Source organism: Couchioplanes caeruleus, from assembly GCF_003751945.1.
Taxonomy (GTDB): Bacteria; Actinomycetota; Actinomycetes; order Mycobacteriales; family Micromonosporaceae; genus Actinoplanes; species Actinoplanes caeruleus.
The window spans coordinates 6,200,897-6,225,259 of sequence record NZ_RJKL01000001.1 but is presented as its reverse complement, the minus strand read 5'-3'; the positions used below and the strand labels follow the sequence as shown (position 1 = coordinate 6,225,259).

The following is a 24,363-nucleotide window of genomic DNA, read 5'->3' as shown; positions in this document are numbered from 1 at the left end:
ATCCATACGCCGAGGAGCGGTATCTGTCGTGGATGGCATAGGCGGGCAGCTCGTGCTCGTGCTGGTGCTCGTACTCGTGAACGCGGCCTTCTCCGGCAGTGAGATGGCCCTGGTGTCACTGCGTGACAGCCAGGTGCACAAGTTGGAGCGCACCTCGCGGTCCGGGCGGGTGCTCGCCCGGCTGACCCGCGACCCCAACCGGTTCCTGGCGACGATCCAGATCGGCATCACGCTGGCCGGCTTCCTCGCCTCGGCGGCCGCCGCGGTGTCCCTGTCCGAGCCTTTGATCGAGCCGCTGGGATTCCTCGGTGCCGCCGCCCGGCCGACCGCCATCGTGCTGGTCACGATCGTGCTGACCTTCGTCACCCTGGTGATCGGGGAGCTCGCGCCGAAGCGGATCGCGATGCAGCGTACGGAAGGATGGGCCCTGCTGGTCGCCCGCCCGCTGGACCTGCTCTCGACGGTCTCCCGTCCGGCGGTGTGGCTGCTGAGCAAGTCCACCGACCTGGCCGTGCGGCTGGCCGGCGGCGACCCCCGGGCGCAGCGCGAGGAGGTCAGCACCGAGGAGATCCGCGACATGGTCGCCGCGCAGCAGGACTTCTCCGCCGAACAGCGCACGATCATCTCGGGAGCCTTCGAGATCGCCGACCGCATCCTGCGGGAGATCCTCGTCCCGCGCCGCGACGTGGTCTCCCTCGCCACCGGCCTGCGCTGCCGCGACGCCCTCGACCGGCTCATCGCCGGCGGCCACACCCGGGCGCCGGTGGTCGGCCCGGCCGGGCTCGACGACGTCATCGGCGTGGTACATCTGCGCGACCTCGTCGGCACCGAGGGCCCGGTCGACGCGGTCGCCCGGCCGGGCCTCTTCCTTCCCGAGACGCTGCGCGTCTCCGACGCCCTGCGCCAGATGCGCGCGGAACGCCAGCAACTGGCCATGGTCGTCGACGAGCGCGGAGCCATCGACGGCATCGTGACCATGGAGGACCTGGTCGAGGAGATCGTCGGCGAGATCTACGACGAAACCGACCGCGACGTCCAGGCCGTCGTCAAGGAGCCGGACGGCGCCCTGCTGATGGCGGGCTCCTTCCCGATTCACGACCTGCCGGACATCGGCTTCGACGGCAACGGCCAGGACGAGGGCGACTACACGACGGTCGCGGGAATGCTGCTGGCCGCCCTCGGCCACATCCCCACCGCGCCGGGCGAAATCGTCACCCTCCCGGAATTCACGGCCGAGGTCGTCGAGGTGACCGGCCGCGCCATCACCCGCATCCGCCTCCGCCCCCTGTCCCGCACCGACGACTGAGCCGGTCTCCGCGATCTGCGAGGGTGTCAGGCGTCCTTCTTCACCAGCTTGCCGCGTTGGCCGGTGGGGACGCCCCATTCCCTCATCACGTCGTAGACGTCACCCTCGTGGCATTCGATAGCGACGAACTGGCCCTTGCCCCAGGCCGAGACATCGGGGATGTCGAGGCTGGCGTTGCCGAGCCGCACCCCGATCTCCGCATCGGCAGGGAAGGACGAAAGCTGTTTCAGCAGGTCATCACGCTTCACCGGACGAGCTTCCCTTCTCCCGAACGTCTTTGCCGACGCCAACTTTAGTATCATCAATACTAAGGTCACAAGCGTCGTCCGACCCGAGTGTGCCGGGTGCCCCAAGCACAGAGAATCAGGGAGCATTGTCGGAGCCACACAGGAAGGGGGTCCGCCGTGAGTGAACTACGCTCCAGCAGCTCCGACCGCTACACCGCGCCGCAGCAGCGGGACGCCTGGGCCGTCGACGCCGCGGCGCAGGGAAAACTCGGCACGCAACGCCTGCTCGCCGTCGAGACCGGGCCGCCCGCGGATGAAGTGCGTGACGCGCTCCAGTTGCCGCCGGGCGCGCAGGTCGTGGTTCGGCGCCGGCTGATCCTTGCCGACGGCGAGCCGGTCGAGATCGCTGCCTCGTACTATCCGGCCAGCATTGCCGCCGACACCCCGCTGGCCGAGAACAAGAAGGTTCGCGGGGGCGCGGTACGCATCCTTGTCGAAGCGGGCTATCGGCTGGATGAATCCGTCGAGCGGGTGACCGCCGAACGGCCGACCCGCGAGGATGTGGCCCTCCTCGACATCGCCGAAGACGAACCACTGATCGTCATCCGCCGTGTCAGCGCACCGACAGGTCGCGAGCCGGTGGAGTATGCCGTCAACCGCATGGTCGGCAACCGGGTGGAACCGCTCGAATACCGGATGCGGAACACGCGACAGTGAGCCCACGGTCCAGCCTCCCGGACGACGGCGTCCGGCAAAGACAGCAGCAGATCGCCGCGAATCTTCGAGCCCTCATCCTGTCCGGCGACCTCCGTGCCGGCGACCGCGTGCCGTCCACGGCCGATCTCATGGCCCAGTACGGCGTCACCGACAAGACGGTGCAGCGGGCGCTCGCGATTCTCAAAGCGGAGCGTTTCGTGGAGGGCCAGAAGGGCCGCGGTGTGTTCGTTACCGCCCAGGTCCCGGTTGTCGTCCGAGCCAGCCACTACCCCCACACGGCACCTGATCAGCCTCACCCGTGGATCACCGACAACGCCTCACGCGGACGACGAGGCAGTGTCGAGCTCCTTCACGTGGGCGAGGTGCCCGCTCCCCTGCAAGTGGCAGCGGCATTCGGCCTCGAGGTGGGCGCGCCTGTCGTGGTGCGGCACCAACTGCTCAGTTTGGACGGTGAGCCAGCCGAGTTGGTGTGGTCGTACTACTCCCTGGACGTCGCGCGGGGAACCCGGCTGGCGGAAGCTCGTAAGATCCGCGGTGGAACGCCGGGCGTACTCGCCGAACTTGGTCACCCGCTGCGCCACGCGGTTGATCAAGTGTCGGCGCGCCTGGCAACGGTCGAGGAGTTCACGGCGCTCAGACTGCCGGGAGACAACCCGGTGCTCCGGCAGTTTCGGGTGGTCTTCAGCGACAACGACCGGCCGATCGAGGTGACGGTTATGGTGAAGGCCGGCCAACACTTCGAAATCCAGTACTCGTTGCCTGAGCCGGAGTAGCCGGTCCGGCGCCTACCCACGGCGTTCGGGCGGCCTCGGTGACGGCGGTGCGCGAAGTTCTTCCACCGGGTCCAGTGGGATCGTCACGGTGTCGCCCCCGGCCACCGTCACCGGCGATCCATAGTGCTCGAAAGTCAGGTCCGCGCCGGTGACCGCGTAGGTGACCTCGCCACCTGTCACCGTGACCCGAAGCCTGCTGTCCCGCCAGCGCAGACAGAAGCTCAGCCGGGGCAGGCAGCTCGGCAGCCGGGGCGCGAACGACAGGCGGCCGCCGTGGTCGCGCAGACCGCCGAAGCCCTGCACCAGCGCGATCCACACGCCCGCGCACGCGGCGATGTGCAGGCCGTCCCCGCTGGCCTCGCCGCCGGAGCGCAGGTCCAGCAGGGCCGCTTCCGCGAGGTAGTCGTAGGCCAGCCGGAGGTGCCCGGTCTCCGCCGCCAGGACCGCCTGGGCCGGGGCCGACAGCGACGAGTCGCGGACCGTGCGGGCCTCGTAGTACACGAAGTTGCGGCGCTTCTCCTCGGGCGTGAAGGCGTCCCCGCGCAGCATCATGGCCAGCACCAGGTCGGCCTGCTTCACCACCTGGCGGCGGTAGAGGTCGAGGTACGGAAAGTTCAGCATGAGCGGGTAGTCGTCGTCCTTGGTGGCGTCGAAGTCCCACTCCTGCAGGCGCGTGAAGCCGCTGTGCTGCTCGTGGACTCCGCGGCGGGGGGCGTACGGAACGAACAGCCGCCGCGCCGCCGCCCGCCAGGCGCCGATCTCCTCGGCGGTGACCCCGGCGATGCCGAGCCGCTCGGCGACGGAGGCGGCGCCGAGCAGGTTGTGCTGCGCCATCAGGTTGGTGAAGACGTTGTCGTCCACCAGCGCGGTGTACTCGTCCGGGCCGGTCACCCCGTCGATGTGGTGGACCCCCTCGTCGTCGGCGTGGGTCACCCGGCACCACAGGCGGGCGGTCTCCACCAGGATCTCCGCGCCCGCCTCGCGCAGGAACTCTTCGTCGCCGCTGGCCGCGACGTAGCGCAGCACCGCGGCGGCGATGTCCGCGTTGACGTGCAGGGCCGCCGTTCCGGCCGGCCAGTAGCCCGAGCATTCCGCGCCGCTGATCGTCCGCCACGGGTACGCCGCCCCGGCCAGCCGCAGCTCCCGGGCGCGCTCGCGGGCCGCGCCCAGCGTCGCGTGCCGCCAGCGCAGGGCAAGGCCCACACATGCCGGATGGGTGTACGTCAGGACGGGCAGCACGAAGGTCTCCGTGTCCCACAACACGTGGCCGTCGTAGCCGTTGCCGGTGAGCCCCTTGGCGGCGATCGGGTGCGGGCCCGCCTGGGCGCCGGCCTGGAGCACGTGGAAGAGCCCGAACCGCACGCCCTGCTGCACCTCGGGATCGCCGTCCAGCTCGACATCCGCCGTCTCCCAGAACTCGTCCAGGTATTCCCGCTGCCGCGCCAGCAGCTCGTCGAAGCCCCACCGTACGGCCTCGTCGCGGGCGGCGAGCGCGATGTCCACAGGGGTCTGCACGCCCCACGCATACGCGAGAAACTTCTCCAGCCGCAGCGGCTCGCCGGGGGCCAGCGTGGTGCTGACCACGGCCCGGATGCGGTCCGGTTCGGACGAGGTGAAGACGGGAGGGCCGGCATGGGCGACGGCCGAGGCGACCTCGATGCCGCTGCGACGGGTGCGGTGCAGCAGCACGTCGGGCGAATGCGACAACAACCTCAGCGGCGAGTGCAGGGTCGCCGAGGCGCGCGGGTCGTCGCGCTGGTCCGGCTGCTCCTCGTTGGCGATCAGGTCCGACTCGATCCGGATTCGCACCGGGCGGTCCAGCGCCTCCACCTCGTAGCGGATGGCCGCCACCGCCGGGAAGGGAAAGGAGACGACGCGGGTGCTGCGCACCCGGATCGCGGCCCCCGACTCGGAGACCCACTCGACGTCGCGGTGCAGCGTGCCTGCGCGCAGGTCGAGGCAGCGCTCATGCCGGCGTACCGTCCCGGTGCGCAGGTCGAAACGCTCGTCGTCGACGGTCAGCACGATGGGCTTGCCGTTGGGCGCGTCGACGACGGTCTCGGTGCGCTCCGGGAAGCCGTATCCCGCCTCGGGATATTCGAGGTCCCGCCGCTCGTGCAACGAGTTGAGGAAGGTGCCGGGCATGCCGCACGGCCCCTCGTCCAGGTTGCCGCGCAGCCCGATGTGCCCGTTGGCGAGGGCGAAGATCGACTCCGTGTGGCGCAGCGCCGACGTGCTCAGCGCGTCACCGGAGAGCGCGGTCTCGCGGACGGCCCACGGCTCGGCGGGTCCCAGCTCACTCACCGGCGAGCTCCCGGGCACGCTTCTCCAGGTCCGCCATCCGCAGGTCGGGGCGTCCGCCGGGGTGTCCGACGGTCACCCCCGACGCGGCCACCGCCCAGCGGGCCGCGGTGGAAGGGTCGTCGCCCCGCAGCAGCGACGCCGTCAGCGCCGCGGTGAAGGCGTCCCCGCCCCCGGTCGTGTCGGCGACCCGTTCGTCGGTGAGCGGCAGCCGTAGGTGCCCGTCCCGCCACACGAAGAGGTTGCCGTCCCCGGTTCCGAGTGCCACCATCCGTGGTCCCTTCTCGAGCATGCTTCGCGCCTTCTCCACCGTCGGTGCGCCGCCGAGCAGCAACTCCGCCTCCTGATCATCGGCCCGCAGCACGTCGGCCGCGGCGAGCAGCTCGTCCCGGCACTGCCGCGGCGCGCCGTCCAGCACGACCAGCCGGCCCGCGTCGTGCCCGATCCGGGCGGCAGCCAGCGTGGCCGCGGGTGGTTGCTGCAACTGCACGAGTACGGCGTCGGCACCGCCCCACACGTGCCGGGCCGCCGCCACATCGTGCTCGGTGAGCAGCACCGCCTCACTGAGATGCTGGATGTACCGCCACCGCCCGCCGGCGTCGAGCAGCTCCACGATCAACCCGGTGAGCGCGCCCCGGCGGCGGACGACCGCGCTCACGTCGATGCCGTCGCGCCGCGCCTGGTCGAGCAGCACGTCGCCGATGACGTCGTCGCCGGCCACGGCCACGAGCCGGGGCCGTACGCCGAGCTGAGCGAGCCCCACCGCCTGGTTGGCGCCCTTGCCGCCGAGCTGCTCCCGCCGCTCGGTCGCATCGCAAGCGCTCTCGGCCCCGGGGACCGCATCGACGGACAGGACGAGATCCCGCGCGAGTTGCCCCACGACGACCACTACCGGTGTGTTCACAACGATCTAGTACCCGACAGTTTGTGCGACATTCCCCCGTCCGGCGTACCGACCGGGGGATTCGGCCGTTCACAGCATTGCGGCCGCCCCGGGGCGTCTCATTAGGCTCATAGTGACCGCGAGCGATCAATGCGTGAGGGGTACACCCGTGACGAACAGCAGCCCGGTTTCTGGCGGCGCCTACGAGTATCTGGACAACGTCAGCCCCGAGGAGCAGCGACGGCTGGAGGCCGTCCGCCGCTACCGCCTGGTGGACCAGCCGGCCGAGGATACCTACGACCGCATCGCCTACGTGGCGGGCGCCATCTTCGACACCCCGATCGCCACGGTGTCCCTGGTGGAACAGGACCGCGTGTGGCTTGCCGCCTGCCAGGGCATCAGCGGCGTCCGCGAGGTGGGCAAGGAGCCCGGCCTCTGCGCCTCGGTCATCGCCCAGGACGACGTCTACGTCATCAACAACGCGGCGGTCGACCCCCGCACTCTGGAACATCCTCTGGTCCGCGGCGAACTCGGCCTCCGCTTCTACGCGGCGGCCCCGATCCGCACCCACGACGGCTACCGCCTCGGCACGGTCAACGTGATCGACAACAGGCCCCGCGAGGCGACGCAGCGCCAGCTCAAGGCCCTGGAACACCTCGCCGCCATGGTCTCCGACGAGCTGGAACTGCGCCTGATGGTGATTCGCAGCGCCGCCGCCGAACAACGCATGCGGGACACCGTGAGCTGAGCTCCGCGAGGGGTTCAGGCGTCCGTCTGCCGGACGCTGTCGCGGACGGTGGCCCAGACGACCTTGCCGCCGCGGTGGTTCCGGGCTCCCCAGGCACTCGCCGCGACGTTCACCACGCGCAGGCCGTGCCCCCGGGCGAGCAGGGGCTCCCCGGGCTCGTGCGATGAAGGGGCCAGGAGAACCGGCAACCGGGGGTCGTCATCCTGAACGGCGAGGTACAACCCCGTCCCGCGACGGGACACCGTGAGCCGCAGGGGCGTCCCGGCGTGTTCGACGCCGTTGGCGACCAGTTCGGACACCACCGCGACGGCCCGATGCCGCAACGGCGCCAGGCGCCAGTCGAGGCAGGCCCGGGTGACCAGATCGCGCGCACGGGTGGGCGAATGCGGCTCGGGCGCCAGGGTGAGCTGCAACCGATCGGGCGGCGCCAGCCCGCCGACCCGCGCCGCACGGGCCTCCGGCATGCTGGCGAACATCGACAGGAAGCGGAGTGCTCCGACCCTGCGCAGCCGGGTGGCGAGCATGGCGGCCGGTGGGATGCACAAGGCCAGCCGCACGTGGGGGTGCCGGAGGTTGGCGGCCCGATGAGCGGCCAGCCACAACGGCGCGCTGCGCCCGTCCGGGTCACCGAGGTCACGCAGGTCGGCGAGCAGCACGGTCGGGTGCTCGGCCAGACATTTATGAATCGCGGAGCGCAGGTCGATGGCGAGAGCGGCGTTCCATCGGCCGTGAACCACCATCTCCAGCGACTCGCTTTCGGCATGCCCGGTGATCTCCACCGTCGACCCCTCGAACGTGTCGCTCAGGTGTGGCAAAGCTCTGTCCATGTTTCACCTTCCGGACATCTTGTTCCTTGCCCCGCCTTCATGACTCCGCAACGACCCTGGTGCGGACGCGCTGGACATGGCCTCACGCCATCATGCAGGGCGGCCCGGCCTTACCACTGTTGCATCATTTGCTCTGTAGCAACAGATTCGTGATTGAGCGAAATTGTTTTTCGGGAAAATCCGTGATCGGTGTCACGCACCCGTTTCACCGGATTCTCCCGGTCGCAACCTTTCGTTACGCAACGATTCTGGAGTCGTGAAGATCGTGGCGCGCTTGGGAATTCGCAGGTTGGGGTATCGGCGGGAGATGCGGACTCCTCGGAGAGTGGCTGTGGTCGCTCATCAGCGCAAGACCCTCGGCGGCGGGCTCGACGAGCTGCGACGGCGGATCACCGACGAGGGTGTCGACGAGTTGTTCTGGTACGAGGTGCCGAAGAGCAAGAAGGCACCCAAGCAGGTGCGGCGAGCCCTCGGCGAGAAGCCCGACCTGCTGATCGTCTGGGGTGGCGACGGCATGGTGCAGCGGACCCTCGACACGATCGCCGGCATCCGCAAGAACGGGAAGAAGGGCGGCGCGCAGGTTCCGGTCGGGATCATTCCCGCGGGTACGGCGAACATGCTCGCCGGGAATCTCGGTGTGCCCGACGACCTTGCCGGGGCCGTGCACACCGCCTTTCACGGACGGCGGCACCGGCTCGATCTCGGAGTGCTGAACGGGGAGCATTTCGCGGTCATGGCCGGCATCGGGTTCGACGGCGCGATGATCCATGATGCGGACGGCACGCTGAAGGACCGGCTGGGCAAGCTGTCCTACGTGTGGACCGGGCTGCGCCATCTCGACGATGCCGCGCCGCGGGCCCGCGTCACAGTGGACGGCACCGAGTGGTTCACCGACGAAGCGACCTGTGTGCTCATCGGCAATGTCAGCATGATCACCGGGGGCATCACGGCGTTCGACGATGCCAAGCCCGACGACGGGTGGCTGGATGTCGGAGTCGCCACCGCGCGCGGTGCGGTGCAGTGGGCGCGCACGATGGGGCAGATGGCGGTCGGGCGGTCCGCGGACTCGCCATTCGTGCACATGACCCGGGCCCGCCGGATCGACGTCAAACTGCGCGAGCCGTTGATGTACGAGCTGGACGGCGGTTCCCGCAAGGCGGTGAAGAAGATCCGGGTCGAGGTGGCGCCGGCCGCTGTCAAGGTCTGTGTGCCGAGGCAGGGATCGGATAGCTGACACTTCCGTCCGTACCCGCAAACGCTTTTTATGGTGTTTTAACGCCTTCTATCCCCTGGTAACGGGCAGGCAGCGCCCCCAGACTAGGTCCGTCCGGCACTGCTACGCCTCTCCAGGGGGTTCGTGTGACGTACCACCAGAGTTCCGCAGCGAGCGTCGCCACGGTGATGGCCGCCGCCACCGTGATCATGATCGGCTACCGGGTCGGGCGGGCCCACGCGGCTTGGCGGGATCTGCGCGCGACGAAGCGCGACGTCCCCGCCAAGCGGAAGATCGCTTGGAGCCACACCCGGCCACTGCTCCTGGGCACCCTGTTCGCCCTGGCCACCTTCTTCGCCACCCTTTTCGCCGCCGCCTACGACGCCGGCCGCTGAAGCGACGACGCGGCCGACGCCGGCCGCCGAAGCAACCCCGCGGCCGACGCCGGCCGCCGAAGCGACGAGACGGATGCGGGCAGAGGCCTAAAGCTGCTGCCACCAGCCGTCGACGGAGGGCGGGTTGTCGACGTCGACCCGCTCTCCGGGCCGCGGAACGGCCAGGCGCACGTCGCGGGCCTTGGCCTCGCGCCAGGCCCGGTCGGCCGGCTCCGCCCAGTCGTGCAGCGCCAGGTTGAACGTCGCCCAGTGCACCGGGATCATCAGCCCACCCCGGACGTCCACGTGCGTGGCAACGCCGTCCTCGGGCGTCATGTGGATGTCGGGCCACGCGTCGCCGTACGCGCCGATCTGTACCAGCGTCGCGTCGAACGGACCGTGCTCCTCGCCGATCCGCGCGAAGCCGGGGAAGTATCCGGTGTCGCCGGAGTAGAAGACCTTCCGGTTCGGCCCCGCGATCACCCACGAGGCCCACAGCGTCTCGTCGCGCGAGAAGCCGCGCCCGGAGAAGTGCCGGGCCGGGGTGGCGACGAACTCGACGCCCGCCACGGACGCGCGCTCGTCCCAGTCGAGCTCGACGATCCGGGTCGCCGGCACGCCCCAGCGCTCCAGATGCGCGCCGATGCCCAGCGGCACCAGGAACGGTGCGGCCTGCAGGTCCACCAGGTTGCGGATGGTCTCCATGTCGAGGTGGTCGTAGTGGTCGTGGGAGATGAGCACCGCGTCCAGCGGCGGCAGCTCCCGCAGCGGCACCGGCGGCTCGTGCAGGCGCTTGGGGCCCTGCAGCCGCGACGGGGAACAGCGGTCGCTCCAGAGCGGGTCGATCAGGACCCGCCGGCCCTCGATCTCGATCAGCGCGGACGAGTGCCCGTACCAGGTGACGTAGAGGCCGTCGCCGCCGGTCTCCGGGGTGAGCACCGGGATCGGCCTGGTCGGGTACCGGCGCTCGCGGTCGGTCAGGGCCGCGGCCAGCAGGCGCGGCATCGACGCGATCGCCACCTCGCTCGCGGGGATGGTGTTGCGGAACTTGCCCTCGGCGAACTGCGGGGACCGGCGGTAGCGCTCGGCCCGCTCTCCCGCGGCGCGGTCGCCGATCCTGCGGGACCCCATCTGCAGAGGGATGTCGCGTGCGGCCCATACCGCGGCCGCGCCCAGTGCGAGGGAGATCCACACTCCCTTGCGCCCTCGACGGCCGTCTGCCTGCTTCGCCATGCGCGGTTCCTCCGTGTCCGTTCCATCCCCGGCGACCCAGTCTGACCGGCCGCCGGGCCCCGCCGCCACCGGGCGCGGGTGCTCCGTCCAGCATCACGCGTGTGCCACACTGCCGCCGTGACGATCAACACTCTGCAGGCCCAGCAGCAGCTCATCGTGCGTCAGCGCGTCCGCATGATGGTCAACCAGTACGAGGTGCACGCGGCGAACCCGGACGGGTCCGAGGGTGGGCTGCTCGCCTTCGCCCAGCAGAAGCGGATGGCGTTCAAGGAGCAGGTGACGATCTACGCCGACGACAGCAGGTCCACCCCGGTCCTGGGCTTCAAGGCGCGCCAGGTGATCGACCTGGGTGCCACCTACGACGTCACGGACGCCGCGGGTAACCCCATCGGCCTGTTCCGCAAGAACTTCAAGGAATCGCTGCTGCGTTCGACGTGGCGCCTCGAACAGCCGGGCCACGGCGAGATGGTGGGCCGGGAGTCGAACCTGGCCGTGGCCATCCTGCGCCGGTTCGTGGACGCGCTGTCCTGGCTGCCGTACCACTTCGAGTTCGTGCTGGGCGACCGGCCGGCCTTCTCCGTGGTGAAGAAGTGGGGCCTGCGCGACCGGTACGTGGTCACGATCCACGACCCGCAGCTCGACCGCCGCCTCGTCGTCGCGATGGCGGTGGCGCTCGACGCACTGCAGGCGCGCTGACCGGCCGCCGCCGGGCATGTAATAGCGTCGCTCCCATGGAGGATCTCCGCGCCCGGCGCCTGTTCGGCGACAGCCTCGTCGCGCCCGGCGACCTGGCGGCCAGCCCGTTCCGCGTCGACCGGGACCGGATCGTCAGCTCGCCGTTCTTCGCCCGGCTGGGCGGCGTCACCCAGGTGATCAGCCCGGGCGGGGCCGGCCTGCTGGTCCACAACCGGCTGACCCACAGCCTCAAGGTGGCCTCGGTCGGCCGGGCGATCGCCGAACGGCTGCTCCGCGAGTACGCCGACACGCTCGACAAGCTCGGCGGCTGCGACCCGGACGTGGTGGAGGCCGCCGCGCTGGCGCACGACCTCGGGCACCCACCGTTCGGGCACCTCGGCGAGCGGGTGCTCGACAACCTGGCCCGGCAGCGGCTGCGGCTGCGGGACGGCTTCGAGGGCAACGCGCAGTCGTACCGGATCGTGACGAGCACCGAGATCCGGGGCCAGACGACGCTCGGCCTGAACCTGACGGCCGCCACCCGCGCGGCGATCCTCAAGTACCCGTGGACCCGGCGTACGCATCCGTCGCCGCACCCCCGCCTGCTGGACCCGCCGCCGCGGGGTGCCGCCGCTCCCCCGGACGATCCGGACGGCGGTTCGCTGAAGTTCGGGGCGTACACGACCGAGGTCGAGGACATGACGCAGGCCCGGCTGCCCTTCGCGGGCCGGGTCGCGGACTGGCAGCAGACGCCCGAGGCCTCGGTGATGGACACCGCCGACGACATCGCGTACGCGATCCACGACCTGGAGGACGTGCACCGCGTCGGCGTGCTGCAGCAGGGTGCGGTGGCGGCGGAGCTGATGGCCTGGCAACGCACGTCGCTGCGCCAGGTGCCGGACGCCGATCTGGTCGCGCGGCGCCCGGGAAGCTCCATCGAGGCGCTGCGGCGGCAACTGCACCGCAAGGACGGCTGGGTGGCCGACGACGACGCCTTCGCGGCGGCGGTCGAGCAGGTACGCGCCGAGCTGGTCGACGGCCTGCTCAGCGCGCCCTTCGACGGCTCCCTGGAGGCGGAGGCGCAGGTGGCGGCGTTCTCGGCGACGTGGACCCGGCGGCTGGTGGAGTCGATCACGGTGACCGAGTCGCCGGCGGTGCGCTCGGGACACGTGCTGCTGGCTCCCGCGCAGTGGCACGAGGTGCAGGTCCTCAAGTTCGTGCAGAACAGGTTCGTGCTCGCCCGTCCCGACCTGGCCCTGCACCAGCGCGGCCAGGCCCGGCTGTTGAGCTCGCTGGTCGAGGCGCTGCTGGCCTGGCTGGCGGACCCGGACGAGGCCGAGCGGCTGCCGCGCCGGCTGCGCGACCTGGTCGAGCTGGCCGAGCTGGAGCTGCCCGACGGCACCCCGGACGCGCTGACCCGGGCCCGCGGCCGGGCAGTGATCGACTTCGTGGCGGCGCTGACGGACAGCCAGGCGGTGGCGCTGATGGAGGCGTTGTCCGGGCGTACGCGTCAGCTCTGGACCGACGCCTTCGTCCTCTAGGGTGGGGCCGTGCTTCCCGAGATCGCCGCCGTCCGCTACGTCACGCCGCTGCGCGAGGGCGGTTCGCTCCCCGGGATCGTCGAGGGCGGCAATCTCGGCACGTACGTCGTGAAGTTCCGTGGAGCGGGTCAGGGCCCCAAGGCGCTGGTGGCGGAGGTCGTCGCCGGCGAGCTGGCCCGGCGGCTGGGCCTGCCCGTGCCGGAGCTCGTCGTCGTCGGCCTCGATCCGGTCGTGGCTCGCGCCGAGCCGGACCAGGAGGTCCAGGAGCTGATCAAGGCCAGCGCCGGCGCGAACCTCGGCATGGACTACCTGCCCGGCGCCCTCGGCTACGACCCGGTCGCCCACCCCGTGGACGCCGGCCTGGCCTCCCGCGTCCTGGTGTTCGACGCCTTCGTGGAGAACGTCGACCGTAGTTGGCGCAACCCCAACCTGCTCGTCTGGCACGGCGACCTGTGGCTCATCGACCACGGCGCGACGCTGTACTTCCACCACAATTGGCCACGGGCCGCCGACGTGGTGCACCGGCAGTACACATGGGACGATCACGTGCTGAAGCCGTACGCGACCGCCGTCGCCGCCGCGGCCGCCGACATCCTTCCGCGGCTGACCGCGGACCTGCTCGACGAGGTGCTGACGCTGGTGCCGGACGAGTGGCTGGCCGAGTTCGACTTCGACTCCGCGGCCGCCGCCCGGCTCGCGTACCGGGATCATCTCCTCGCCCGCGCGGCACGGCCGGAAGCGTGGCTGCCGTCATGAGCGTCCCCTACGAGTACGCCGTGATCCAGGCCGTCCCCCGGGTGGAACGAGGCGAACTCATCAACGTCGGGGTGATCCTCTACTGCCACCGGCACGACTTCCTCAACGCCCGGACCCTCCTGCACGAGCAGCGCCTGCTCGCCCTCGACCCGAACGCCGACCTGGACGGCATTCGCGCGGCCCTCAAGTCCTGGGAGATCACCTGCGCGGGCGGCGCCGACGGTGGCGCGGCCCGCGAGATGAAGCAGGGCGAGCGCTTCCGCTGGCTGGTCGCCCCCCGCAGCACGATTCTGCGCGCCGGCCCGGTGCACATGGGACTGGCCGACGACCCCTCCGCCGAGCTTGACCGGCTCGTCGCGCTGCTGGTCCACTAGCTTCCCGGGGGGTACGAGCGTCTGGGTGGTGCTCGCCGCCGACCTGCTGCTCGCCTACCGGGTCGCGGATTTCGGTCCCGCCGTTCTCGTGCTGCACGGGCCGGACTGGGCGACGGCGGCCGGCGTCACCGTCGTCGGCGCGTGGGTCCTCCTGCGCCGGGCCGGACGCCGTGGGCTTTCATGGCAGCAGTCTTCACCCGGCACCAGGGGGACGGGTGAAGACCTGTCAGCGCACGCGCAGTCCCCGGCGCAGCGCCAGCGCGGCCGCGGCGCCGAGTGCGAGCGCGCCGGCGGCCGCGGCGCCGACCGCCGTGCGGCCGTTGCGGGCCGGGCCGCCGTCGGACCGGGGTGTGCTGGCGAAGACGTTGCCGGTGTCGGCGGGCGCCGGGCGGCGGGACAGGCCGAGCCGGTACATCAGCGGGCCGACGAGCGCGTCGTACACCGGCGGCAGGCCGTAGAAGCCGAACTCGACGATCCGGTTCGCGGCGCCCACCGACAGCTTCCGGCGGGGCCGGTCGGCGAGGCGTACGACCGCCGCGCCCAGGCGCTCGGCGCTGTCGACGGGCGGTGGCGGGCGCCCGACGACACCGGCGTAGTTCGCGGCGCTGGTGTAGATCGGCGTGTCGACGCTGCCGGGCACGAGCTGGCAGACGTGGATGTCCGGGGCGTCCCGGGTCTCCTGCCGCAGGGTCCGCGCCAGCGCGCGCAGGCCCCACTTCGCTGTCGCGTACGCGGACATGGACGGCGCGGTGACGTGCCCGACCAGCGAGCTGCACAGGATGAGGGTGCCGTGGCCCTGCGCCCGGAAGACCCGCAGGGCGGCGCGCGCCACGTTGGCCGGGCCGAGCAGGTCGGTGGCGATCACCTTGTCGAAGACGTACGGCGGCAGGTCCTCGAAGCGCCCGTACGCCATCACGGCCGCGGTGTCGGCCCACACGTCGATGCGCCCGAAGCCGTCCAGGGCTACCCGGGCGAGGTCGTCGACCTGCGTCCGTACGCTCACGTCGGTCGGGACGACCACGACGTCGCCGCCGCAGTCCGCCGCGACCTTCTGGAGGTCGGTGAGGCCGCGCGCGGCGAGCACGAGCTTGTCGCCGCGGGCCGCGAAGGCCCGCGCGGCCGCACGGCCGATCCCGCTGGACCCGCCCGTCAGGACCACCACCCGAGAGCCCACGACGAAGGCATTACCCGCCGCAGAGGCCGCCGAACGGCACTTCGCGCTTTCTTTTCCGCCGTCAGCGGGGAGACTGTCGGCATGGACCTGCCCGTCAATCCGCCTGTGAAGCCGATGCTCGCCAAGCCGGTCGCCGAGATCCCGCCGGGGCAGCTCTACGAGCCGAAGTGGGACGGCTTCCGCTCGATCATCTTCCGCGACGGCGACGAGGTGGAGATCGGCAGCCGCAACGAGAAGCCGATGACGCGGTACTTCCCCGAGGTCGTCGAGGCGGTCCTCGCCAGCTTCCCGGCGCGGTCGGTGATCGACGGCGAGATCGTCGTCGCCGACACCGAGCGCAACACGCTCGACTTCGAGGCGCTGCAGCAGCGGATCCATCCCGCGGCGAGCCGGGTCAAGCTGCTCTCCGAGCAGACGCCGGCCGGCTTCGTCGCCTTCGACCTGCTGGCGCTCGGCGACGAGGACCTGACCACCCGGCCGTTCGCGGAGCGGCGGGCCCGGCTCGAGGAGTGCCTGGCCGGCGCGAAGCCGCCGGTCTATGTCACCCCGGTCACCGACGACCTGGAGACCGCGCGGCGCTGGTTCGCCGAGTTCGAGGGCGCCGGGCTCGACGGGCTCATCGCCAAGGGCAAGGACCTGGGCTACGAGCCGGACAAGCGGGTCATGACCAAGATCAAGCACAAGCGTACGGCGGACTGCGTCGTCGCGGGATACCGCCTGCACAAGTCCGGCGACAACCGCATCGGCTCGCTCCTGCTCGGCCTCTACGACGAGCGGGACGTGCTGGTGTCGGTCGGCGTGATCGGCTCCTTCCCGATGAAGGTGCGCGAGGAGCTCTTCGTCGAGCTGCAGCACCTTGTCACCACCTTCGAGGGACATCCGTGGAACTGGGCGGCGCACGAGTCCGGCGAACGCACCCCGCGCAAGAACGAGGTGAGCCGCTGGAACAACGGCAAGGACCTGTCGTTCGTGCCGCTGCGGCCCGAGCGGGTGGTCGAGGTGCGCTACGACTACATGGAGGGCGTACGGTTCCGGCACACCGCCCAGTTCGAGCGGTGGCGTCCGGACCGGCAGCCGCACACGTGCACGTACGAGCAGCTCGAGCACCCGGTTCGGTTCAACCTGGCGGACGTGCTGACGAGCCGCTGAGCGACTCTGTCAGGGTCACCGCGTAGCCTCGTGCGCGGAACCCGCCGCTGGAAGAAAGGCGCGCACCGTGCCGCGTACCCCCCGTCTGGTCCTGGCTGCCCTGGTCGCCGCGGTCGTGACCACCGCCGGCTGCACGCTGCCGGTCTTCGCCCCGGAGGACTCCGACGGGTCCGGCCCGACGGTCGCCGGCAGCAAAGCGCCGGCCGCAGTACCCGGCACCTTGGCCCAGTGGGCCCCGTGCCCCGAGGTGCCGCAGAAGCTCGTCGGCCGCGCCGCACAGGGCATGACATACGACTGCGCGTCGGTCGCCGTTCCACGCGACTGGAACGCGCCGCGCAGCGGGCAGACCTACGACGTGGCGATGGTCCGCATCCGCTCCGCCAACCAACGCGACCGGATCGGCTCGCTATTGATCAACCCGGGCGGCCCCGGCGCCTCCGGCATCGACACCGCGGTCTATCTCTCCTTCGGCCAGGCGCTCGGCGGCCTGCCGACCGAGGTCACCGACCGGTTCGACATCGTCGGCTTCGACCCGCGCGGCATCGGCCGCTCCAGCCCGGTGACCTGCATCGGCGCCCGCGACCAGGACGCGACGTTCGCCGCGTCCCCGGATCCGCGCTCCGACGCCGACTTCCAGGAGGTCGTGGCGCTCAACAAGAAGGTCGCGGAGGGTTGCGGCCGCAAGTACGGTGACCAGCTCGGCACATTCAGCACCGAGCAGGCGGCCCGGGACATGGACGCGCTGCGGGCGGCGGTCGGCGACGCGAAGATGACCTATCTCGGCTTCTCGTACGGCACGCTGCTCGGCGCGACGTACGCCCAGCTCTTCCCCGACAAGGTGCGGGCCCTGGTCCTGGACGGCGCGGTCAACCCCAGGCAGGACTTCGTGGCCGGCTCCGAGGCGCAGGCCAAGGGCTTCGAGCGCGCCTTCACCAACTTCACGACCTGGTGCAAGGCCACGCCGGGCAAGTGCCCGATCGCACCGGACGCCCGTGAGGCGGTCACCGACGCGCTCGCGAAGGCGGAGGCCTCTCCGGTCCGGGGTTCCGACGGCCGGGATGCCACCTCGGGGTGGATCTTCGTGGCGGTGATCTCGTCTCTCTACACCGAGTCCGGCTGGCAGCAGCTCGCCGAGGCCGTCGACGACCTGCAGGCCGGCGACGCGGACGGCATCTTCGACCTCGCGGACCAGTACGCCGACCGCCGGCCCGACGGCAGCTACTCCAACCTGTTCGACGCCAACCTCACCGTCAACTGCGCGGACACCGCCGACGCCCCCTCGGTCGAGCGCATCCGGCAGTTGCAGGGCGAGTGGCGCGCCAAGTACCCGCTGTTCGGGGCGGCGCTGGCCATGGGCATGCTGCCGTGCGTCTACTGGCCCGGCAATCGGGATCCGTACCCGGTCGGTGCGGCCACCGGTGCCCCGCCGATCGTCGTGGTCGGCACCACCGGCGACCCGGCGACGCCGTACGAGAACACCGCGGAGCTGGCCCGCATGCTCGGCACCGGTCGCGTCCTGACCTGGGAGGGCGAGGGCCACACGGCCTATCCGAGCACCAAGTGCATCGTCGAGGCGGTGGACCGCTACCTCATCGATCTGACGGTGCCGAAGGAGGGGCTGCGCTGCCCGGCGAAGTAATCCCCTGGCGTTCCGCCAGCTCCTCGAGGAGCTGGCGGACCCGGCGCAGGTTGTCCTTCAGCTCCTCCTGCTCCTCGTGCTTGAAGGCGTCATGGTCCACGATGAGCTTGCTGGCGAAGTGCGCGGTGATGAGCGGCACGACGAGGAGCACCATGATCGAGATGAGCACCGCCGCCATCACGCGCCCCTCCAGCGACGTGGGCGCCTCGTCGCCGTAACCCACGGTCGACGCGGTGACGACGGCCCACCACAGCGCGTCGCCGAAGGATTCCGACTCCTCGAAGATCGGGTAGAGCACGGCGCAGACGAGGATGAGCATCAGGTAGGACAGCATCAGCGTCCGCGGCGAGTTCGCCAGCCAGACCAGGCCCCGGTGGATCTGCCGCAACGGCAGGAGCAGCAACCGCATGGCGCCATGGTGCACCGCGGTGGGCGCCGTCCGGCTCAGCCCGACGGGCGTGTCAGGATGGCCGCGTGGCCGACCTGATCTTCCGTACCGCGACGCGCGCGGACGTTCCCGAAATTTTGCGTCTCCTCGCCGACGATGAGATCGCGCACGCCCGCGAGTCGGCGCCGCCCATCGACGAGACCGTGGACGCGGCGTACTGGTCGGCCTTCGAGGCGATCGACGCCGACCCGCGCAACGACCTGATCGTCGCGGAGGCCGGCGGCGAGATCGTCGGCACCTTCCAGCTCACGTTCACGCCGTCGCTGAGCCGCCGCGGCACCGAACGCATGACGATCGAGGCGGTCCGGATCCGCGGCGACCAGCGTGGCCGTGGCCTCGGGCGGCAGATGATGGAGTGGGCGCTGGAGCGGGCCCGGGAACGCGGCTGCCGCCTGGCGCAGCTCACGACGGACAAGCGCCGCACGGACGCGCACCGCTTCTACGCCTCGCTCGGCTTCGCGGCCACCCACGAGGGATTCAAGATCGCTCTTTGAGGTCCCGGTCCTTGGAGGGCTGCACCCGCTTCGGCTCGCCCGGCATCTTCGGATGGTCGGGCGGATACGGCAGGTCTCCGGCGCCGGCCCTCTCGTCCCGCTCGGACCACTCGAGCAGCGGCGTGATGTCGTGGGCGACGTCGTCGATCCCCGCGTGCGGATCCCCGATCTCGGCGATCCGCTTCGGCATGGTCCGCAGGTCGAAGTCGTCCGGCTCCACGTCGGGCAGCTCCGCCCAGGTGACCGGGGCCGAGGCGGTCGCCCGCGCGTTGGCGCGCAACGAGTACGCGCAGGCGATGGTCCGGTCCCGCGCCATCTGGTTGTAGTCGATGAAGACCCGGTCGCCGCGCTCCTCCTTCCACCAGGAGGTGGTGATCCGGCCGGGGCTGCGCCGCTCGACCTCGCGGGCGAGGGCGATCGCCGCCCGGCGCACCTGCACGAACGACCACTTCGGCTGGATACGGACGTACACGTGCACACCGCGCCCGCCCGAGGTCTTCGGGTAGCCGGTCCAACCCAGCTCGTCCAGCACCTCGTGCACGACCCCGGCCGCGGCCACCACGTCGCCGAAGCCGAGGCCGGGCTGCGGGTCGAGATCCATGCGCAGCTCGTCGGGGTTGTCGGGGGCGTCGCCGCGCACCGGCCAGGGGTGGAAGACGATGGTGCCCATCTGCGCGGCCCAGGCCACGTGGGCCAGGTCGGCGGGGCAGAGCTCGGCGGCCGTCCGCCCGCTGGGGAAAGCGATGGTCGCGGTCTGCACCCAGGGCGGGACGCCCCGGGTCGGAACGCGTTTCTGGAAGAACGCCTCACCCTCGATGCCGTCGGGGAAGCGTTGCAGGGTCGTGGGCCGGTGCCGCAGGGCGCGCATGATGCCGTCGCCGACCGCCAGGTAGTACTCGAACACGTCCCGCTTGGTGTATCCCCTGCCAGGGAAGCAGACCTTGTCGGGGCTGCTCAGCCGTACGGGATGACCCGCGACCTCGACCTCGACGGCGGGTGACCGGGAAGCTGCCATGCGACGACCTTATGCGCAGACGGCGACGGCCGCCCTCTCCGCGGGGAGGACGGCCGTCGCGAAAGAGATGTCAGGCGCTGCGACGACGCCGGCCGTAGATGACCGCACCGACGCCGGCGGCGACCAGGATGGCGCCGAACGCGACGGTCAGGCCCATCGGCGCGCCGGTCAGCGGCAGGGTGCCGCCCGCGCTGACGCCGCCCGGGCTGCTCTGGGTCGGCGCGGGCGTGGCCGGCGTCGAGGTCGCCGGGCTCTCGCCGCCCGGCGGGACGGTGTCGACGCTGGCGGTCGGCGTGCTCGGCGTGGCGGGAGTCGTGGTGGTGGGCGACGGGGTGGGGGCGGCGCTCGGGCTCTCGCCGCCGTATCCGCCGTTGCCCCGGGTCGGGCCGGCGGTGGCAGCGGCGCCGGGCTTGCTGCCGTAGCCGCAGTCCTCGTCGCGCTCTCCCTCGGCGCAGGGGGTTGTCATCACGGCGGGGTGCGGGGCGCGGGCCGCGGCCTCGTCAGCCGTCGCCGCGGCGGGTGCACCGGTGAGGGCCAGGGCGGCGAGGACGGTGACGCCGGTCGCGGGTAGTACCGCAGCCAGTCGGCGCGTCAAACTCATGAGGAGCATCCGTTCTGTTGCTGTAAGTCCGGTCTCGGTCCGCAGGGAGTTTAGCGTCTTACGTCCGTTTTGCACGTAACGCCCCCGTTGATCAGCAGGGAACTCCTCCGAAGACCGCCCCACCCAATGGCGGCGCAACCAGCAGCGCCGGCCACCACACCTCCATCCAGACCGGGGCGACCAACGCGGCGGCGAGTGCCGCCGGGGACGGCAACAGACCCAGGAAAAGGCCACGGCCGAAAGCCTGCCGCCAGGTGGGACGGAATCGCGCAGCTCCCATAGGAGGCTCAACGGCCGAGGGTACGACCGCAGGCCGCACTCCCGGTGCGCCGCGACGTACCGTGGAAGACATGGCACCCGACGACACCACCCTGCCCACCACCGAGGACGAGTGGCGGATCCGCCTCAGCCCGGACGAGTTCCGCGTGCTGCGCCAGGCCGGCACCGAGGCACCCTGGTCCGGCGAGTACGTGAACACCAAGGAAGAGGGCACGTACCGGTGCCGCGCCTGCGGGGCCGAGCTCTACCCGAGCGACACCAAGTTCGAATCCGGCTGCGGATGGCCCTCCTTCGACGACGCCATCCCGGGCGCCATCAAGGAGATCGACGACCACAGCCACGGCATGGTCCGCACGGAGATCCGCTGCGCCCGCTGCGACAGCCACCTGGGCCACGTCTTCCGCGGCGAGATGATGACCGCCAAGAACACCCGCCACTGCGTCAACAGCCTGTCCCTCCGCCTGAACCCGAAGCAGTAGGGCCCAGACTTTCGTCAGTTTGCATGGGTCGACTGCGAAGGCTTGACCGTCAGTAACGGACTACTCGCGATGACTGGGCGCGCAGCACCTCGCAACCCAGAGGACCGCCGGGATGAGCGTGCGTGCTCAGACCGCGTGGAGCTGCTCCACCACGAATCTCACGCCGTTCTCGGCGGTGTGCCACTCGCCCTCCTCGGCGACCCGCCATCGGGGATCCAGCTCCGGTGCGAACGTGTCACCGGCGACATCGAGGTCGATGCGGGTGCGGACGATGTGGCCCGCATGAGGTAACAACGCCGTGTAGACCGACTGTCCGCCGATCACCCAGAACTCGTCGTGGTGGGCGAGCAGATCCTGCACGGAGGCGACCACCGTCGCGCCCGGGGCGGTCCAGCCGGGCCTGCGGGTCAGGACCACGTTGTGGCGTCCGGGTAACGGGCGGACGCGCTCCGGCAGCGACTCCCACGTCGTGCGCCCCATCACGACGGTGGCACCCATCGTGAAGTCCTTGAAGATCTTCTGCTCGCCCGGCACGTGCCAGGGGATGTCGCCGTTCGCGCCGATCACTCCGCCGCGGGCCTCGGCCCAGATCATGTGGATCGTCATGCAGTGCCCCCGGTCGGCATGCCCCTCTGGCCCTCGCCGTCACGGCCGTTTCCCACCGCCGGCGAGGGCGGCTCGGTGCAGTCCGTCATACCGCTACCGGGGCGCGCAGGGCCGGGTGGTGCTGATAGCCGACCACCGTGAAGTCCTCGTACGTGTAGTCGAAGAGGGACGGCTTCGCGGCCAGTTCCAGCGTGGGGAACTCGTACGCCTCGCGGGAGAGTTGCTCGCTCACCTGCTCCACGTGGTTGTTGTAGACGTGGCAGTCGCCGCCCACCCAGATGAAGTCACCCGGCGCGAGGCCGGCCTGCGCCGCGATCATGTGGGTCAGCAGGGCGTAGCTGGCGATGTTGAACGGTACGCCGAGGAACATGTCGGCGCTGCGCTGGTAGAGCTGGCAGGAGAGCCGGCCGTCGGCGACGTAGAACTGGAACATCGCGTGGCACGGCGCCAGCGCCATCTCCGGCAACTGGGACACGTTCCAGGCGGAGACGATCATCCGGCGCGAGTCGGGGTCGCGACGCAGCGTGGCCAGCAGGTCGGCGATCTGGTCCGCGTGCCCGCCGTCCGGGGTCGGCCAGGACCGCCACTGCTTGCCGTAGACCGGGCCGAGCTCGCCGTCGGCGTCGGCCCATTCGTCCCAGATGGTGACGCCCTGGTCGCGCAGCCACTGGACGTTGCTGTCACCGCGCAGGAACCACAAGAGCTCGACGGCGACCGACTTGAAGTGCACGCGCTTGGTCGTGATCAGCGGGAAGCCGCGGGAGAGGTCGTAGCGCAGCCGTTCACCGAAGAGGCTGACCGTGCCGGTGCCCGTCCGGTCCGCCTTGGGAGTGCCGCTCTCGAGGACCCGGCGCAGCAACTGTTCGTACTGGGTGTCGGCCATGGCCGACACGGTAACGCGTCCCGCCGCCCGGGACGGCGACCGCCCCGGGCGAGGTGGGACACATGCGCCCGGTCAGTGTGACCAGGACTCGCTCATCGCGGAGATCTGCTGATTGAGCTGGGCGAGGTCGCGATTGGGTTCCTCGGAGTCCACGGGCTTCTCGGCCTTGAAGCCGAGCGGGGTGCCGAGCTCCTTCCACCGGTCGAACAGGATGTGCTGGGTCAGAACGTCCTTGACGTCATCGTGGGCGGCCTTGAGCTCATGCACGGCGTTCTCGTACCGCTCCACCTTTTTCAGCAGGTCAGACTCGCAATTGGTCATGTCCGCACAGTAGCCAGAAATGAACCATCTTCGGGTTGATATGGGGAAAGCCGGGCGAAGCCCGGCTCATCCCGCTAAAGGTCGAACTCGCCGTCCTTGGCGCCGCCGACGAAGGCGTCCCACTCGGCGGGGGTGAAGAAGAGGACGTCGCCGTCGGGGCGGCGGGAGTCGCGGACCGCCACGCCACCCTCCAGCAGGGCGACTTCGACCGCCGCCTCCTCGGACGTGCCACTGCGGCGCCACACGGCGTCACTCAGGTCCAACTCGAACTTCTTCGCCACAAACGCCAGTCTGCCACCACCGGCCACCGAGCGCCGAGGGTGCTCAGCCCCGGAGCTTGCCCGCGATCGTGACCACCCGCTGCGCAAGATGGTCGAGGGCCGCGTACTCCACCTCGCTCAGGGGCGCGCTGTTGGAGCCGCCGGTGACGTGCGAGGCGCCGTACGGGTTGCCGTCGTTGAACTTCAGCGCGTCCGTGTAGCCGGGCGCCACCACCACGCCGCCGAAGTGGTAGATGGTGTTGTAGAGCGCCAGCAGCGTCGACTCCTGGCCGCCGTGCGCGGTCATCGACGCGGTGAAGCCGGCGTACGCCTTGTCGGCGAGCAGGCCCTGCTGCCACTGCGGGCCGAGCGTGTCGATGAACTGCTTGAGCTGGCTGGCGACGTTGCCGTACCGCGTCGGGGTGCCGAACAGCACCGCGTCGGCCCAGACCAGGTCGTCCGCGACCGCCTTGGGCTCGTCCTTCGTACGGTCGAAGTGCTGGCTCCACGCCGCGTTCGACGCGATCGCCTCCTGCGGCGCGAGCTCCGGAACCTGGCGCAGCCGCACCTCGGCGCCGGCCTTCTCGCCCGCCTGCGCCAGACGCTCCGCCATCTCGTGAATGTTGCCGGTCGCCGAGTAGTAGATGACGGCCAGTTTGACGTTCTCCACAGAAACCCTCCTAGTTATTTGCAATGTCAACTAAAAGGTAGGTGGTTCCCGCGGAGTCCGGGGCAAAACGTCAGAGAAGCAACTCGCTGCCGTGCGGACCCACCGCGTCGGCGTGCTCGTCGTCCAGCCACACGCCGTCGCTGGCGAGGTACCGGAAGCGATAGTGGCCGGGCTCGAGGCTCAGCGTCACCGTACGGGTGCCGTCCCGCCGGATCTTCAGCTCGTGCAGCCCGGGCCTCCAGTCGTTGAACGTGCCGACCACGCTGACGGCGCCTTCCGGGGCGTCCTTGGGCAGGCAGAACGTCACCCGGGTCTTGTTACCGAACAGCTTGCTCCGCTTGATCATGTGTCCCCCTGGAATGCCGCGCTCCAGTGGAGACAACGGCCGAGGACGCGA

29 protein-coding genes are annotated in these 24,363 nt (G+C 70.7%); 14 read left to right on the top strand and 15 right to left on the bottom strand.

Going from position 1 to position 24,363, the window contains the following annotated elements:
* The first annotated feature begins 28 nt into the window (after positions 1-28).
* A complete protein-coding gene (locus tag EDD30_RS27955) occupies positions 29-1,306 on the top strand; it encodes a hemolysin family protein (RefSeq protein WP_211277822.1) in 1,278 nt (425 codons plus the stop codon).
* Between the two features lie 26 nt (positions 1,307-1,332).
* On the opposite strand, the gene EDD30_RS27950 is transcribed toward EDD30_RS27955, so the two are convergent.
* Positions 1,333-1,554: a hypothetical protein gene (locus EDD30_RS27950; protein WP_071806090.1), complete on the bottom strand. Its 222-nt coding sequence runs from the start codon at positions 1,552-1,554 to the stop codon at positions 1,333-1,335.
* Between the two features lie 156 nt (positions 1,555-1,710).
* Between EDD30_RS27950 and EDD30_RS27945 the strand changes: the two genes are divergently transcribed.
* Both EDD30_RS27945 and EDD30_RS27940 read left to right on the top strand, forming a co-directional pair.
* On the top strand, positions 1,711-2,250 hold the full coding sequence (locus tag EDD30_RS27945; protein WP_071806091.1) for a GntR family transcriptional regulator: 540 nt from the start codon (positions 1,711-1,713) through the stop codon (positions 2,248-2,250).
* Positions 2,247-3,023, top strand: coding sequence for a GntR family transcriptional regulator (locus EDD30_RS27940; protein ID WP_071806092.1), 777 nt, complete (start codon positions 2,247-2,249; stop codon positions 3,021-3,023). The genes EDD30_RS27945 and EDD30_RS27940 overlap by 4 nt, the downstream gene beginning before the upstream one ends.
* 12 nt (positions 3,024-3,035) lie before the next feature.
* Here EDD30_RS27940 and EDD30_RS27935 read toward each other — a convergent pair whose 3' ends face one another.
* Entirely contained in the window at positions 3,036-5,327 is a 2,292-nt protein-coding gene (locus EDD30_RS27935) for a glycoside hydrolase family 65 protein (protein WP_071806111.1), read from the bottom strand.
* A complete protein-coding gene (locus EDD30_RS27930; RefSeq protein WP_123678544.1) occupies positions 5,320-6,228 on the bottom strand; it encodes a PfkB family carbohydrate kinase in 909 nt (302 codons plus the stop codon). Before EDD30_RS27930 ends, EDD30_RS27935 begins: the two co-directional genes overlap by 8 nt.
* A 148-nt stretch (positions 6,229-6,376) precedes the next feature.
* Here EDD30_RS27930 and EDD30_RS27925 point away from each other — a divergent pair, with 148 nt between their 5' ends.
* Entirely contained in the window at positions 6,377-6,955 is a 579-nt protein-coding gene (locus tag EDD30_RS27925) for a GAF domain-containing protein (RefSeq protein ID WP_071806094.1), read from the top strand.
* Positions 6,956-6,969: 14 nt separating this feature from the next.
* On the opposite strand, the gene EDD30_RS27920 is transcribed toward EDD30_RS27925, so the two are convergent.
* Positions 6,970-7,782, bottom strand: coding sequence for an ATP-binding protein (locus tag EDD30_RS27920; RefSeq protein ID WP_143162719.1), 813 nt, complete (start codon positions 7,780-7,782; stop codon positions 6,970-6,972).
* A 331-nt stretch (positions 7,783-8,113) separates the two neighbouring features.
* Between EDD30_RS27920 and EDD30_RS27915 the strand changes: the two genes are divergently transcribed.
* Positions 8,114-9,016 carry a diacylglycerol/lipid kinase family protein gene (locus EDD30_RS27915; RefSeq protein ID WP_244945423.1) on the top strand — a complete coding sequence of 301 codons (903 nt, stop codon included), beginning with the start codon at positions 8,114-8,116 and terminating at the stop codon, positions 9,014-9,016.
* Between the two features lie 125 nt (positions 9,017-9,141).
* A complete protein-coding gene (locus EDD30_RS27910) occupies positions 9,142-9,390 on the top strand; it encodes a hypothetical protein (RefSeq protein WP_071806097.1) in 249 nt (82 codons plus the stop codon).
* Positions 9,391-9,477: 87 nt separating this feature from the next.
* Here EDD30_RS27910 and EDD30_RS27905 read toward each other — a convergent pair whose 3' ends face one another.
* Entirely contained in the window at positions 9,478-10,602 is a 1,125-nt protein-coding gene (locus EDD30_RS27905) for an MBL fold metallo-hydrolase (protein ID WP_071806098.1), read from the bottom strand.
* 174 nt (positions 10,603-10,776) lie between these two features.
* On the opposite strand from EDD30_RS27905, the gene EDD30_RS27900 reads away from it, so the two are divergent.
* The 4 genes from EDD30_RS27900 to EDD30_RS27885 are packed head-to-tail and all read left to right on the top strand — an operon-like array spanning position 10,777 to position 13,948.
* A complete protein-coding gene (locus EDD30_RS27900; protein ID WP_394328265.1) occupies positions 10,777-11,298 on the top strand; it encodes an LURP-one-related family protein in 522 nt (173 codons plus the stop codon).
* A gap of 35 nt (positions 11,299-11,333) precedes the next feature.
* Positions 11,334-12,818, top strand: a complete 1,485-nt coding sequence (locus EDD30_RS27895; RefSeq protein WP_071806100.1) for a deoxyguanosinetriphosphate triphosphohydrolase family protein — start codon at positions 11,334-11,336, stop codon at positions 12,816-12,818.
* A 9-nt stretch (positions 12,819-12,827) separates the two neighbouring features.
* Entirely contained in the window at positions 12,828-13,574 is a 747-nt protein-coding gene (locus tag EDD30_RS27890; RefSeq protein ID WP_071806101.1) for a HipA family kinase, read from the top strand.
* Positions 13,571-13,948, top strand: coding sequence for a DUF3037 domain-containing protein (locus EDD30_RS27885; protein WP_071806102.1), 378 nt, complete (start codon positions 13,571-13,573; stop codon positions 13,946-13,948). The genes EDD30_RS27890 and EDD30_RS27885 overlap by 4 nt, the downstream gene beginning before the upstream one ends.
* Positions 13,949-14,174: 226 nt before the next feature.
* On the opposite strand, the gene EDD30_RS27880 is transcribed toward EDD30_RS27885, so the two are convergent.
* Positions 14,175-15,122, bottom strand: a complete 948-nt coding sequence (locus EDD30_RS27880; RefSeq protein ID WP_244945422.1) for an SDR family NAD(P)-dependent oxidoreductase — start codon at positions 15,120-15,122, stop codon at positions 14,175-14,177.
* Positions 15,123-15,203: 81 nt separating this feature from the next.
* On the opposite strand from EDD30_RS27880, the gene EDD30_RS27875 reads away from it, so the two are divergent.
* Both EDD30_RS27875 and EDD30_RS27870 read left to right on the top strand, forming a co-directional pair.
* The gene (locus tag EDD30_RS27875) at positions 15,204-16,271 is read left to right on the top strand and encodes an ATP-dependent DNA ligase (RefSeq protein ID WP_071806104.1); all 1,068 of its coding nucleotides are present in this window, start codon (positions 15,204-15,206) and stop codon (positions 16,269-16,271) included.
* Between the two features lie 67 nt (positions 16,272-16,338).
* A complete protein-coding gene (locus EDD30_RS27870) occupies positions 16,339-17,910 on the top strand; it encodes an alpha/beta hydrolase (protein WP_071806105.1) in 1,572 nt (523 codons plus the stop codon).
* Here the strand turns inward: EDD30_RS27870 and EDD30_RS27865 are convergent.
* A complete protein-coding gene (locus EDD30_RS27865) occupies positions 17,861-18,319 on the bottom strand; it encodes a potassium channel family protein (protein WP_071806106.1) in 459 nt (152 codons plus the stop codon). The two genes, EDD30_RS27870 and EDD30_RS27865, sit on opposite strands and share 50 nt — an antisense overlap.
* Positions 18,320-18,384: 65 nt before the next feature.
* Between EDD30_RS27865 and EDD30_RS27860 the strand changes: the two genes are divergently transcribed.
* A complete protein-coding gene (locus EDD30_RS27860) occupies positions 18,385-18,852 on the top strand; it encodes a GNAT family N-acetyltransferase (RefSeq protein ID WP_071806107.1) in 468 nt (155 codons plus the stop codon).
* On the opposite strand, the gene ligD is transcribed toward EDD30_RS27860, so the two are convergent.
* Together ligD and EDD30_RS27850 are read right to left on the bottom strand one after the other, a co-directional pair.
* Complete coding sequence (gene ligD, locus EDD30_RS27855) at positions 18,836-19,867, bottom strand: non-homologous end-joining DNA ligase (RefSeq protein WP_071806108.1); 1,032 nt, start codon at positions 19,865-19,867, stop codon at positions 18,836-18,838. The genes EDD30_RS27860 and ligD overlap by 17 nt on opposite strands.
* Positions 19,868-19,937: 70 nt before the next feature.
* On the bottom strand, positions 19,938-20,468 hold the full coding sequence (locus EDD30_RS27850) for an LPXTG cell wall anchor domain-containing protein (protein ID WP_170208289.1): 531 nt from the start codon (positions 20,466-20,468) through the stop codon (positions 19,938-19,940).
* Between the two features lie 350 nt (positions 20,469-20,818).
* Here EDD30_RS27850 and msrB point away from each other — a divergent pair, with 350 nt between their 5' ends.
* Positions 20,819-21,226 carry a peptide-methionine (R)-S-oxide reductase MsrB gene (gene msrB, locus EDD30_RS27845; protein WP_071810274.1) on the top strand — a complete coding sequence of 136 codons (408 nt, stop codon included), beginning with the start codon at positions 20,819-20,821 and terminating at the stop codon, positions 21,224-21,226.
* A gap of 126 nt (positions 21,227-21,352) precedes the next feature.
* Here msrB and EDD30_RS27840 read toward each other — a convergent pair whose 3' ends face one another.
* The 6 genes from EDD30_RS27840 to EDD30_RS27815 form a co-directional block, all read right to left on the bottom strand.
* Complete coding sequence (locus tag EDD30_RS27840; RefSeq protein WP_071810273.1) at positions 21,353-21,832, bottom strand: dihydrofolate reductase; 480 nt, start codon at positions 21,830-21,832, stop codon at positions 21,353-21,355.
* Positions 21,833-21,917: 85 nt separating this feature from the next.
* Positions 21,918-22,715 (bottom strand): thymidylate synthase, encoded by a 798-nt coding sequence (locus EDD30_RS27835; protein ID WP_071810272.1) that lies wholly within the window; start codon positions 22,713-22,715, stop codon positions 21,918-21,920.
* A 72-nt stretch (positions 22,716-22,787) separates the two neighbouring features.
* A complete protein-coding gene (locus EDD30_RS27830) occupies positions 22,788-23,036 on the bottom strand; it encodes a hypothetical protein (RefSeq protein ID WP_071810271.1) in 249 nt (82 codons plus the stop codon).
* Positions 23,037-23,110: 74 nt separating this feature from the next.
* Positions 23,111-23,317 carry a DUF397 domain-containing protein gene (locus EDD30_RS27825; RefSeq protein WP_071810270.1) on the bottom strand — a complete coding sequence of 69 codons (207 nt, stop codon included), beginning with the start codon at positions 23,315-23,317 and terminating at the stop codon, positions 23,111-23,113.
* A gap of 43 nt (positions 23,318-23,360) precedes the next feature.
* Positions 23,361-23,966, bottom strand: coding sequence for an NAD(P)H:quinone oxidoreductase (gene wrbA, locus EDD30_RS27820; protein WP_071810269.1), 606 nt, complete (start codon positions 23,964-23,966; stop codon positions 23,361-23,363).
* A 70-nt stretch (positions 23,967-24,036) separates the two neighbouring features.
* Complete coding sequence (locus tag EDD30_RS27815) at positions 24,037-24,312, bottom strand: isoamylase early set domain-containing protein (RefSeq protein WP_071810268.1); 276 nt, start codon at positions 24,310-24,312, stop codon at positions 24,037-24,039.
* Positions 24,313-24,363 lie beyond the last annotated feature (51 nt).